Raw genomic sequence first — 12,132 nt, forward strand, 5'->3', positions numbered from 1 at the left:
GCAGCGACCACACAGGGGAGGGGATACAGGGGGATGCGGCGCCGGGGGCTGCAACGTTATGATGCGGGACCGCGCGGCCCGGCCGTGCTTCTCGCGCCACGGCGCCGAAGGATTCAGATTGCGTTTTCTCCACACCGCCGACTGGCATCTTGGTCGGCTGTTCCACGCCCGCAGCCTGCTCGAAGACCAGGCTCATGTGCTCGACCAGTTCGTCGCGCTGGTCCGTGACGTACGGCCAGACGCCGTGCTGATCGCGGGCGATGTCTACGACCGCGCCGTGCCACCGCCCGAGGCCGTGGCGCTGCTGGACGACGTGCTGGCGCGCATCGTCGTGGAGGCGGGCGTGCCCGTGGTGATGATCGCCGGCAATCACGACAGCGCGCACCGGCTCGGCTTCGGCGCTCGCCTGATGGCCGCGCAGGGGCTGCACGTGGCGGGGCGCACCGGGCCGCAGGCCAGTTGCGTGACGCTGCACGACGCCGAYGGCGAAGTGCGCATCTATGCGCTGCCCTACGCGGAGCCGGCCGCCGTGCGCGATGCGCTCGGGCTGGACCTGCCCAGCCACGAAGCGGCGCTTCAGGCACAGCTGGCGGCCATCCGCGCCACCCATCCGGCCGGTGTGCGCGCCGTGGCGGTGGCCCACGCCTTCGTGGTGGGCGGGACGGTGAGCGAGTCGGAGCGGCCGCTTTCCGTCGGCGGCAGCGGGGCGGTGGCGGCGGAGGTGTTCGCCGGCTTCGATTTCGTCGCGCTCGGTCACCTGCACCGGCCCCAGACCATCGGCGAGCGGGTGCACTACTCGGGCTCGCTGCTCAAGTACTCGCTGTCGGAAACCGAGCACATGAAGTCGGTGTCGCTGGTGGAGATAGACGGCGCCGGGCAGGTGACGATCGAGCCGATCGCCCTCCAGCCGCTGCGCGACCTGCGCGTGCTCCAGGGCGAACTGGCCACGCTGCTGGCGCAGGGCATGGACGACCCGCGCCGCGACGACTATATCTATGCAGTGCTGTCCGATACCGGCGCGCTGCTGGACCCGATGGCGCGGCTGCGCCAGGTCTACCCGAATGCGCTGGCGATGGAGCGCACGGTGCTGGCGCGCACCGGGCAGGCCAGCGCGGCGGGGCGGCAGTTGCGGGAACTCGATACGGGCACGCTGTTCGCCAACTTCTTCCGCGAGGTAGCGGACGCGGATCTTGACGGCGATCAGCGCCGGACGCTGGACGACCTGCTGGCCGACATGGCCGCGGCGGAAAGGGAATCGGCATGAAACCGCTGCACCTGACGCTCCAGGCATTCGGCCCGTTCGCGGCCACGGAGACCATCGACTTCACAAAGCTGGGCGATCAGGCGTTCTTCCTGATCCACGGCCCCACGGGCGCGGGCAAGACCACGCTGCTCGACGCGATCTGCTTCGCGCTGTACGGCGACACCTCGGGCGGCGAGCGCAACCCGCAGGACATGCGCAGCGCCAACGCCGATCCGGCGCTGCGTACCGAAGTCACGCTGGAATTCTGCCTGGGCGCCACGCGCTACCGGGTCACGCGCTCGCCCACGCAGGACCGGCCGAGCCAGCGCGCGGCCGGCGGCTTCGTCAAGGAGGCCGCCAAGGCGCAGCTCGACGTGATGATGGACGACGGCTGGCGGAGCAAGGCGACCCAGCCGAACCGCGTGGGCGATGCCGTGCGCGACCTGCTCGGCTTCGACAGCGCGCAGTTCCGGCAGGTGATCGTGCTGCCGCAGGGGCGCTTCCGCGAACTGCTGACGGCGGACTCGCGCGCGCGGCAGGCGATTCTGGAGCGGCTGTTCCGTACCGAGCTGTATCGCCGCGTGGAGGAGCACCTCAAGGATCAGGCGGCAGGCATCCGGCGCGAGGCCGACGAGATCGGGCTGCGCCGCCGCACGCTGCTGGAGCAGTACACGCTGCCGTCGACGGAGGCGCTCGCGGAGCGCATCGCCACGCAGCAGGAGGCGCTGCTGGGCTTGCAGCAGCGTGAAGCGCTGGCGCGCGCCGCGAGCGAAGCGGCGCAGGCGTCGCTGCGCAAGGGCGAGATGGAACAGGCGCAGCGCACGGCGTGGCAGGAGGCCGAGGCCACGCACGCGCGCCTGAGCGCCCGTACGCCGGCCATGGATCTGGAGCGCGCCCGGCTGCGGGCGGCCCAGCGCGCGGCGCACATGACCCCGGTGGCGCGCAATGCTGAGGCGGCGCGCCGCGAGCAGGGCGCCTCCCGCGAGGCGCTGGCCCGGGCCGAGGCCGCCGCCGCGCGCGCCCGGCTCGAGGCGGATGCCGCCACCGTCGCCCTGCGTGCCGAACTGGCCCGCGCCGAGGAACGGCAGGCGGCGCAGCGGAGCGCGAGGACGCTGGAAGACCTGCTGCCGCGTGCGCGGCAGCTTGGCCTGCTGCAACACGCGCTGGCGCAGGCCAATGCCACCCTGACCCACGCGCAGGCGGCGCACGCCAAGGCTGTGGCGGCGCTGGATGCCGGCACCAAGCGCCAGCAGGCGCTGGACGAGGCGCTGGCGCAGGCGCGCGCCACGGCGGCCCCGCTCGACGTCACGCGGCTGCAGCGCGACAACGCGCGCGAGCGCCTGGCGCGCATCGGCAAATATCGACAGGTGGAAGTTGCCCTGCCGCCGCTGCGCGCGGCGCAGACGGCTGCCCAGACGCAATGGACCCGGGCCACCGCCGCACGCGACAMCGCGCGGGCCGCGCTGGCGCAGTCGGAAGCCGCCTGGCGCGTGGGACAGGCCGCGCGGCTGGCTGCCGGGCTGCATCGTGGCGATGCCTGCCCGGTGTGCGGCGGCACCGATCACCCGGCGCTGGCGCAGCAGGTGCTGGCGCTGGTGACCGATGACGACCTCGACGCGAGCCGCGCCGCGCTCCAGCGTGCCGACGAGGCACTCGCCGAGGCCACGGCGGCACGCCAGAAGGCCGATGCGGACGTCGCGCAGGCCCAGCAGCGGCTGGCCGATATCGCTGAATCGATCGACGATGGTTCGGAAGACGGCGCGCGCCGGCTGGAGGCCGACGTGGCTGCACTGTCCGCCGCCGTGACGCAGGCGGAGGCGGCAGCGCGCCGAGCGCAGGAACTGGAAGCGGCGGCCACGCAGGGCCGGGCGGCGCTCGCCACCAGCGAGGCTGCCGCCAGCGCCGCCGATGCGCAGGCGCGCGCCGCCGCGCAGGATCAGGCCAAGCGCGAGGGCGAATGGCAAGCCGCCAGCGCGCAGGTGCCAGCCGAATCGCGCGATCCCGATGTGATCGCCACATCGCTCGAAGCGGCCCGCCGCCATGCCGGCGCGCTGGAAGCGGCGTTGGAAGTGGCACAGGCTGCGGACCGGCAGGCAGCGGCGACGCTCTCCGGCAGCCAGGCCGCGCTGGCATCGGCCCAGCAGCACGTGGCCCAGGCCGACGCGCGTACGGTCCAGTGCGACACCGAGTTGGCCGATGCGCTGGCGCAGGCCGGGTTCGCCGATGTCACGGCCTATGCCGCCGCCACGCTCGCGCCGGACGCCATCGCCACACTCGACGAAGCCGTGCGCCGTTTCGATATCGATCTGGCCACCGCTGCCGAGCACCGCGCGCGCACCGCCGCCATCGCCCAGGCCATCGCCGCGCCGGACCTGCCCGCGCTGCTGGCTGCGCGTGACACGGCGGCCGTGCAGTTGGAGGATGCCATCCGCCAGCGCACCGAACTCGCCGCCGCGCGCGACGCGCTGCTGCAATGCCAGGCCCTGCTCGATGCGCTGGCCGAGGACAGCCGCGATGTGGAGGCGCGCTACGCCGTGCTGGGCCGGCTCTCGGAGGTGGCCAACGGCAACAATCCGCGCCGCATGACGTTCCAGCGCTTTGTGCTGGCGACCCTGCTGGACGAGGTGCTCGAGGCGGCGTCGCTGCGGCTGATGCGCATGAGCCGGGGCCGCTACGCCTTGCAGCGCGTGCGCGAGCAGGGCGACCAGCGCGTGGCGGGCGGGCTCGATCTCGAAGTGTTCGACCATGACACCGGCAGCGCGCGGCCCGCCAATACGCTGTCTGGCGGGGAGGGGTTCCTGGCCTCGCTGTCGCTGGCGCTGGGGCTGGCCGATGTGGTGCAGTCGCGCGCCGGCGGCATCCAGCTCGACACGCTGTTCGTGGACGAAGGTTTCGGCACGCTGGACCCGGAAAGCCTCGATTTTGCGATCCGCACGCTGCTGGACCTCCAGCAGGCGGGCCGGCTGGTCGGCATCATTTCGCACGTGACCGAGTTGCGCGAGCGCATCGATGTGCGGCTGGAGGTACGCCCCGGTGTGAGCGGCAGTCAGGCCGTGCTGCGTCTACCCTGAAGGGATGGCGGCCACCCCTCGCGGGCGGGTGCGATTATCGCCCGCCACGGGACCGGCCGCCTTGACCCTGTTTCCGCGCCGGGTGTAACCTTTGTTCAGTCTGCGAATTGGAGTTCGAATAGCGAACTTTCAGCAGGATTCGCAGGTTTCAGATGCACTCATGGCCGCACACAGACGGCCGCCAAGACAACACCAAGATTGTTGGACCCGGTCTGCGCCCGCCACCATGCCCCAGGCATGGGACAGACGGCGCGGACGCCCCGTCCTGCATGACGCCGGAGACAGTTTTGCGTGCCGCCCCCTTGCGGCTGGTCCCGGCCCTCGCTGCCGGACTTTTCCGTACTGGAACGCAAGTGATCAACAAGCTATATGACTCGGTGGAAGCGGCAGTGGCCGGTATCCACGACGGCGCCACGATCCTGATTGGCGGCTTCGGCATGGCCGGCATGCCGGCCGAGCTGATCGATGCGCTGATCGCACAAGGCGCACGCGACCTCACCATCGTCAACAACAACGCCGGCAACGGCGACACCGGCCTGGCCGCGCTGCTCAAGACCAAGCGCGTGCGCAAGATCATTTGTTCGTTCCCGCGTCAGGTGGATTCGTACGTGTTCGACTCGCTCTACCACGCCGGCGAGATCGAGCTGGAACTGGTGCCGCAGGGCAACCTGGCCGAGCGCATCCGCGCCGCCGGYGCCGGCATCGGCGGGTTCTTCACCCGCACCGCCTACGGCACCCCGCTGGCCGAAGGCAAGGAAACCCGCATCATCGACGGCAAGGGCTATGTGTTCGAGTCGCCGATCCACGCCGACTTCGCGCTGATCAAGGCCGACACGGCGGACCGCTGGGGCAACCTCACCTACCGCAAGACCGCCCGCAACTTCGGGCCTATCATGGCCATGGCCGCCAAATGCGCCATTGTGCAGGTGAGCCACATCGCGGAACTGGGCGAGCTGGACCCCGAGCACATTGTCACGCCGGGCCTGTTCGTCAAGCGCGTGGTCAAGATCGAAGGCGCCGCCCAGGCCGCCAAAGCCGCCAACGCCGATCAAGCCGCCTGAAGCCAAGGAGATCACAATGAACCGCCTGACCCGCGACCAGATGGCCGCCCGCGTGGCCCAAGACATTCCCGACGGTGCCGTGGTGAACCTCGGCATCGGCCTGCCCACCCTGGTGGGCAACCACCTGCCGGCCGACCGTGAAATCCTGCTCCAGAGCGAAAACGGCCTGCTCGGCATGGGCCCCGCGCCCGCGGCCGGCCAGGAAGACGGCGACCTGATCAACGCCGGCAAGCAGCCGGTGACGATCAAGGCCGGCGGCTCCTACTTCCACCATGCCGACTCGTTCGCGATGATGCGTGGCGGTCACCTCGACTTCTGCGTGCTGGGCGCGTTCCAGGTCTCGCAGACCGGCGACCTGGCCAACTGGCACACCGGCGCGCCGGGCGCCATCCCCGCCGTGGGCGGTGCGATGGACCTGGCCATCGGCGCCAAGCAGGTGTTCGTGATGATGGAACACCAGACCAAGCAGGGCGAAAGCAAGGTCGTGCGCGAGTGCACCTACCCGCTGACGGGTATCGGCTGCGTCACGCGGATYTACACCGACCTGGCGACCATSGACGTGACGCCGGACGGTCTGGTCGCCCGCGACCTCGTCGACGGCCTGAGCTTCGACGAACTCCAGCGCCTGACCGGCGTGCCGCTGCTGCARCCCGTGGCCGCCTGACCCATACCAAAGACGAGTGAGACAGAACATGACTGACGCTTTCATCTGCGACGCCATCCGTACCCCCATCGGCCGTTATGCCGGCAGCCTGTCCGCGGTGCGCCCGGACGACCTCGGCGCCGTGCCGCTGCGCGCCCTGATGGCGCGTAACCCGAACCTGGACTGGTCCGCCATCGATGACGTGATCTACGGCAACGCCAACCAGGCKGGCGAGGACAACCGCAACGTGGCGCGCATGTCGTCGCTGCTGGCGGGCCTGCCTGAGGCCGTGCCCGGCGCCACCATCAACCGCCTGTGCGGCTCCGGCATGGACGCCACCGGCACGGCCGCGCGCGCCATCAAGTCCGGCGAAGCCACGCTGATGATCGCCGGCGGCGTGGAAAGCATGAGCCGCGCCCCGTTCGTGATGGGCAAGGCCACCTCGGCCTTCTCGCGCGATGCGCAGATCTTCGACACCACCATCGGCTGGCGCTTCATCAACCCGGCGATGCGTGCCGCCTACGGCGTGGACTCGATGCCCGAGACCGCCGAGAACGTCGCCACCGACTACAAGATCAGCCGCGAAGACCAGGATCTGATGGCGCTGCGCAGCCAGGAGAAGGCTTCCCGCGCCCAGGCCGACGGCACGCTGGCCCAGGAAATCACGGCGGTCACCATTCCGCAGAAGAAGGGCGACGCCATCGTGGTGGAGCGCGACGAACATCCGCGTGCCACCAGCATGGAAGCGCTGGCCAAGCTCCGCGGCGTGGTCCGCGCCGACGGCACGGTCACCGCCGGTAACGCCTCGGGCGTGAACGACGGCGCCTGCGCCCTGCTGCTGGCCAGCGAGGCCGGCCTGAAGCAGCACGGCCTGACCCCGCGTGCCCGCATCGTCGGCATGGCGACTGCCGGCGTGGCGCCGCGCGTGATGGGCATCGGCCCGGCSCCGGCTACCCAGAAGCTGATGAAGCAGTTGGGCATGTCGCTGGACCAGATCGACGTGATCGAACTGAATGAGGCGTTTGCTGCACAAGGGCTGGCCGTGCTGCGCCAGCTCGGCATCGCCGACGATGACAAGCGCGTGAACCCCAACGGCGGCGCCATCGCGCTGGGCCACCCGCTCGGCATGAGCGGTGCCCGCCTGGTGACCACGGCGATGTACCAGCTGCATCGCACCGGCGGCCGCTACGCGCTGTGCACGATGTGCATCGGCGTGGGCCAGGGCATCGCCATGGTGATCGAACGCGTCTGACCGTTGCTGAACGTGTCCTGACGGGCTTGAGGGGCGCCGGGCGCCCCTCAAGTTTCGTCCGCTTCCTGCCGTTTACCCGGATGGGAAGTTTCAGTGGTGTCTCTTCCCCAACGAGGTAGAGCAATGCGGCCGGGCCGACGGGCTCGCCGGCTGGCCGCATCTTTTTCTGACGGACCCGGCTGAAGTTGCCGGTACGGAGTACCGAGATGTCCCTTCCCGTTGCCACGCTTATCACCGGCGCCAGTTCTGGTATCGGCCGCGCCATCGCCGAAATGCTGCTTGCCGATGGCGTGACCCAGGTGGTCAATGTCGATTACGCGGAACCCGCGTGGTCGCACCCCAACATGACGTTCTTCCAGGCCGACCTGACCAACGCCGACGCCACGCGCGCGGCGGCGGCGCAGGTGACGTCGCGCTTCGCCGTGACGCGGCTGGTGAACAACGCCGGCGCCACCCGCCCCGGTACCGCCGACACGGCCACCACGGCCGACCTAGACTACGTAGTGGGCCTGACGCTGCAGGCCACCATGCTGCTCACCCAGGCCTGCCTGCCCGCGATGCGTGCGGCCGGCTTTGGCCGCATCGTCAACATGGCCTCGCGCGCGGCGCTGGGCAAGCCCGACCGCGTGGTGTATTCCGCGGTCAAGGCCGGGCTGGTTGGCATGACCCGAACGCTGGCGATGGAGCTGGGCGGCGACGGCATCACCGTCAACGCCGTGGCACCGGGTCCCATCGCCACCGAGCTGTTCCGCCGGAGCAATCCGGAGGGCAGCGAACAAACACGGCGCATCCTGGCAAGCATCGCCGTGAAACGAATGGGAACGCCGGAAGACGTGGCGCGTGCCTCGCTCTTCTTCCTCTCGCCCGAGAATGGTTTCGTGACCGGACAGGTGCTGTACGTCTGCGGCGGAACCACGCTGGGCGTGGCGCCCGTATAAGAAAGATGCCCGCCCTGGCACGGGGCGGAAATAGCGATTCAAAGCTTGGCGCCGGCGGCACCTATCCCAGCCGTTGGCGAGCATTTCAATCCTGGAGCACAAGATGAGCATGACCAATCAACCTTCGAAGGCGCGCAGACGCCTGCTGGCCGCTGGCGTGGCACTGGCCGCCGGCATTGCCGCCGTGGGCGGCGCGCAGGCACAGGGCACCTATCCGACCAAGCCGATCACGATGATCGTGCCGTTCTCGGCCGGTGGCACCACCGACATCCTGGCGCGTATCGTCAGCCTGCAGCTGGGCAAGGCCCTGGGCCAGCCCGTGGTGGTGGACAACCGTCCGGGCGCGGGCGGCAACATCGGCGCTTCGCTGGCCGCCAAGGCCCCGGGCGACGGCTACACGCTGTTCATGGGCACCATCGGCACGCACGCCATCAACCAGTCGCTGTACTCCAAGCTGCCGTACGATCCGGTGAAGGATTTCGCGCCGATCACGCGCGTGGCCATGGTGCCGAACATCGTCGTGGTGAACCCGAAGGTGCCGGTGCACAACGTGAAGGAACTGATCGCCTACGTGAAGGCCAACCCGGACAAGCTGTCGTACGGCTCGTCGGGCAGCGGCTCGTCGATGCACCTCTCGGGTGAGCTGTTCAACTCGATGACCAACCTGCACATCCAGCACATTCCGTACAAGGGCAGCGCCCCGGCCGTGAACGACCTGCTGGGCAACCAGATCGGCCTGATGTTCGACAACATGCCGTCGTCGTACCCGCACGTGAAGGCCGGCAAGCTGCGCGCCATCGCCGTGACCTCGGGCAAGCGCTCGCCGGCCCTGCCGGACGTGCCGACGGTGGCCGAAGCCGGCGTGCCCGGCTACGAAGCCACGTCGTGGTTCGCGCTGTACGCCACGGGCGGCACGCCGCAGCCGATCGTCGACCGCCTGAACGCCGAAGTGGTGAAGATCCTCGCCATGCCGGAAGTGAAGAAGCAGATGGCCGAACAAGGCGCCGAGCCGAACCCGGAAAAGCCGGCCCAGCTCGCCGCCTTCATGAAGTCCGAGTCCGCCAAGTGGGCCAAGGTCGTGAAGGCCTCCGGCGCGACGGTGGACTGATCGTTGCAGCACTGAAGCACGCAGTACGCAGTAAGCAGTACTGGGAACCGGCCCGATGGGCCGGTTTTTTTATGCCCAAGAAAAAGCCCGCAAACCAGTTGCGGGCAGAAATCCCAGGTCCCGGAGGGACAGGAGGAGACAACCGACACGGGCCGGTGTGCGGGAAATCAGGCCAGGCTGTACTTGACCACTTGTTCCTCGACACCGACAAAGCGCACGAGCTGGCGCAGCCCGCTCGCGTATTCCTTGATGTGATGCCCTTCCGGCGTGTCGGGCAGCCGGTAGTAGATCGGGGCCGAACCGGCGCGGGCGCGGGCCGCGAGGACAGGCGCGGCGGCCTCGCCAGCGGCGGAGCCTTCGGTGAATTCCGGTCTTGCGTTCATAGACAACTCCCGGGAGACGCATGACGCGGAACGTTGGGCCGGCAAAGGGGCGCGCGCATGCGGGTGGCAATGTCTGGAATGTATTGCAAGCGGTCGGGAAATGCCATTTCGTTTTTTTTAGATCTGTTTCGAGACAATTGACTAAATTGTCATAAATAGACGCCGGCGCGCATTGCCGATSCCTGGGGCGCAACAAGCGCGTATCCCATGGGTTAACGGCATGACGCCGCGTGACTTGCGCGTTACCATACCGGGCAGCTTCGCCGCGACCTCACCCGCTCATCGCGGGGCAGGGCCGCAACCTTCATGCCAGGCTCCCGCACCCAGATCCCGCCTCATGTCTACCCAGCACGCCCTGTTGATTTCGCTGATCGAAAAGCCGTCCTCCGGCTACGACCTCGCGCGCCGGTTCGACARGTCCATCGGCTATTTCTGGCACGCCACGCACCAGCAGATCTATCGGGAACTGGGCCGCATGGCCGATCACGGCTGGATTGCGGCCGATGAGCAGGGCAATGGCGCGAGCAATGGCACCAACGGCGGCGAGCCCGCCGAGGCCGATGGCGTGGAGAAGAAGAGTCGCAAGAAGGTGTATCGCGTGTTGCCGGCTGGTCGCGACGAACTGGCGCGCTGGGTGCTCGCCCCCGGGCTGGGGATCGATCAGCGTGAGGAAATTCTGGTGAAGCTACGTGCAGATGCTGCAATCGGGCCACTGGGACTGGCCGACGAGATGGCACGGCTGATCGCGCTGCATGAGGCGCGGCTTGAGACGTTTCTCAAGATCGAGCAGAAGGACTTCGCGGCCGGGCAGGCCGACCGCACGCGGCAGATTCATCATGCGCTGCTCAGGCGCGGCATCCGCTATGAGGAAGACTGGGTGAAGTGGGCCAAGGACCTGCTGCCGCTGCTGGCGGCTCCCGCCGCCAGCGACAACACGTAACTGCTACCGTCAGGCCACGTCGAGCGCGGAGGCCGCGCTGGCCGGGGCGGCTTCGGCCAGACCGAGGCGACGGCGAGCGAGTGCATACTCCTCCACAAATCGACGCACCAGTTCACCGGCCGGCACCACGCGCTTGATCGCGCCCACGCCCTGGCCGGCGCCCCAGATGTCCTTCCACGCCTTGACGCTCGCCGAGCCGAAATTCATCTTCGAGGCATCGGAGGTCGGCAGGGCTTCCGGGTCCAACCCCGCGCGCACGATGCTGTTGCGCAGGTAATTGCCGTGTACGCCCGTGAACAAGTTGGAATAGACGATATCGTCCGCCGAGCTGTCGACGATCATCTGCTTGTAGGCGTCCTGCGCGTTCGCTTCCTGGGTGGCGATGAAGGCCGAGCCGATATAGGCAAGGTCCGCCCCGGCGGCCTGCGCGGCCAGCACGGCGTTGCCACTGGCGATGGCGCCGGACAGCAGCAGCGGGCCATCGAACCATTCCCGGATTTCATGCAGCAGCGCGAACGGCGACAGTGTGCCGGCATGGCCGCCCGCGCCGGCCGCCACGGCGACCAGCCCGTCCGCGCCCTTCTCGATCGCCTTGCGCGCGAAGGTGTTGTTGATGACGTCATGCAGCACGATGCCGCCGTAGGAATGCACGGCGTCATTGACTTCCTTGCGCGCGCCGAGCGAGGTGATGACGATGGGCACCTTGTAGCGCACGCACAGTTCCAGGTCGTGCTCCAGGCGGTCGTTGGACTTGTGCACGATCTGGTTCACCGCGAACGGGGCGGACGGACGGTCCGGGTGCCTGGCGTCGTGCTCGGCCAGATCCGTGGTGATGCGGTCCAGCCATACCTCGAGCTTCTCGGCCGGGCGTGCGTTCAGCGCCGGGAACGAGCCGACCACGCCGGCCTTGCACTGGGCGATCACGAGGTCGGGATTGGAAATGATGAACAGCGGCGAGCAGACGGCCGGCAGTGACAGGTTCTGGAGCAGGGCGGGAAGGGCCATGATGGGATTCCTCTGATCTCTAATAGATGGGGCGTGGAAATACGAGTCGCTCAGGCGCCCCGCAAGATGTGTTTCTGGGCGCCGAGGCGGGCGCCCATGGCCTCGCCCAGCGCCTGCAATGCGCTCAGCGGGCGCACCATGACTTCGAATTCGACGATCTTGCCGGTGGCATCGAAACGGATCATGTCGATGCCCTTCAGCGCCTTGYCGGCCACATTGGCACTGAATTCGAGCACCACGCTCGCCTGGTCGTCGCCGACGAAGCTGCGGTGGTAGCGGAAGTCCTCGAAGACCTCGTTCACCGTGGTCAGCACCAGCTGGATGGCGGCGCGGCCYGGGTAGGGCGTGTGCGCCACGGGTGAACGAAACACCACTTCGTCGGCGACGACGCTATCGAGCGCGTCCATATTGTGGGTGGCGATCATCGTGTGCCACGTGTCCAGCGATTGCGCCGCGGCGGGCGCGAGTGAGAGGTTTCGCATCGGGTC

General features: G+C 68.7%; 11 protein-coding genes. 8 read left to right on the forward strand and 3 right to left on the reverse strand.

Features of this window, described 5'->3' with window-relative positions; translation table 11 throughout:
• Positions 1-118 precede the first annotated feature (118 nt).
• The 7 genes from AB4Z27_RS14735 (at position 119) to AB4Z27_RS14765 (ending at position 9,316) form a co-directional block, all read left to right on the forward strand.
• Complete coding sequence (locus AB4Z27_RS14735; protein ID WP_092296244.1) at positions 119-1,264, forward strand: exonuclease SbcCD subunit D; 1,146 nt, start codon at positions 119-121, stop codon at positions 1,262-1,264.
• Entirely contained in the window at positions 1,261-4,314 is a 3,054-nt protein-coding gene (locus AB4Z27_RS14740; RefSeq protein ID WP_441644676.1) for an AAA family ATPase, read from the forward strand. The genes AB4Z27_RS14735 and AB4Z27_RS14740 overlap by 4 nt, the downstream gene beginning before the upstream one ends.
• A gap of 353 nt (positions 4,315-4,667) precedes the next feature.
• Positions 4,668-5,375, forward strand: a complete 708-nt coding sequence (locus tag AB4Z27_RS14745; protein ID WP_092296000.1) for a 3-oxoacid CoA-transferase subunit A — start codon at positions 4,668-4,670, stop codon at positions 5,373-5,375.
• 16 nt (positions 5,376-5,391) lie between these two features.
• On the forward strand, positions 5,392-6,039 hold the full coding sequence (locus AB4Z27_RS14750; protein ID WP_441644677.1) for a 3-oxoacid CoA-transferase subunit B: 648 nt from the start codon (positions 5,392-5,394) through the stop codon (positions 6,037-6,039).
• Between the two features lie 28 nt (positions 6,040-6,067).
• Positions 6,068-7,270, forward strand: a complete 1,203-nt coding sequence (gene pcaF, locus AB4Z27_RS14755; RefSeq protein WP_441592662.1) for a 3-oxoadipyl-CoA thiolase — start codon at positions 6,068-6,070, stop codon at positions 7,268-7,270.
• A 206-nt stretch (positions 7,271-7,476) separates the two neighbouring features.
• Entirely contained in the window at positions 7,477-8,208 is a 732-nt protein-coding gene (locus tag AB4Z27_RS14760) for an SDR family NAD(P)-dependent oxidoreductase (protein WP_092295991.1), read from the forward strand.
• A gap of 103 nt (positions 8,209-8,311) precedes the next feature.
• Positions 8,312-9,316, forward strand: a complete 1,005-nt coding sequence (locus AB4Z27_RS14765; RefSeq protein ID WP_092295988.1) for a Bug family tripartite tricarboxylate transporter substrate binding protein — start codon at positions 8,312-8,314, stop codon at positions 9,314-9,316.
• A 167-nt stretch (positions 9,317-9,483) separates the two neighbouring features.
• Here the strand turns inward: AB4Z27_RS14765 and AB4Z27_RS14770 are convergent, their stop codons facing one another.
• Entirely contained in the window at positions 9,484-9,699 is a 216-nt protein-coding gene (locus tag AB4Z27_RS14770; protein ID WP_092295985.1) for a hypothetical protein, read from the reverse strand.
• Positions 9,700-10,036: 337 nt separating this feature from the next.
• Between AB4Z27_RS14770 and AB4Z27_RS14775 the strand changes: the two genes are divergently transcribed.
• Positions 10,037-10,639 (forward strand): PadR family transcriptional regulator, encoded by a 603-nt coding sequence (locus AB4Z27_RS14775; RefSeq protein ID WP_441644678.1) that lies wholly within the window; start codon positions 10,037-10,039, stop codon positions 10,637-10,639.
• Positions 10,640-10,648: 9 nt separating this feature from the next.
• Here AB4Z27_RS14775 and AB4Z27_RS14780 read toward each other — a convergent pair whose 3' ends face one another.
• A complete protein-coding gene (locus AB4Z27_RS14780) occupies positions 10,649-11,644 on the reverse strand; it encodes an NAD(P)H-dependent flavin oxidoreductase (protein WP_441644679.1) in 996 nt (331 codons plus the stop codon).
• Positions 11,645-11,694: 50 nt separating this feature from the next.
• Entirely contained in the window at positions 11,695-12,126 is a 432-nt protein-coding gene (locus AB4Z27_RS14785; protein ID WP_441644680.1) for a nuclear transport factor 2 family protein, read from the reverse strand.
• Positions 12,127-12,132 lie beyond the last annotated feature (6 nt).

The sequence above is a fragment of the Cupriavidus sp. KB_39 genome, from assembly GCF_052114485.1.
In the GTDB taxonomy this organism is placed as follows: Bacteria; Pseudomonadota; Gammaproteobacteria; order Burkholderiales; family Burkholderiaceae; genus Cupriavidus.

Coding starts and splice junctions, on each gene's coding strand:
- AB4Z27_RS14760 (WP_092295991.1), top strand. CDS start 7,477: ATGTCCCTTCCCGTTGCCACGCTTATCACCGGCGCCAGTTCTGGTATC.
- AB4Z27_RS14765 (WP_092295988.1), top strand. CDS start 8,312: ATGAGCATGACCAATCAACCTTCGAAGGCGCGCAGACGCCTGCTGGCC.
- AB4Z27_RS14770 (WP_092295985.1), bottom strand. CDS start 9,699: ATGAACGCAAGACCGGAATTCACCGAAGGCTCCGCCGCTGGCGAGGCC.
- AB4Z27_RS14780 (WP_441644679.1), bottom strand. CDS start 11,644: ATGGCCCTTCCCGCCCTGCTCCAGAACCTGTCACTGCCGGCCGTCTGC.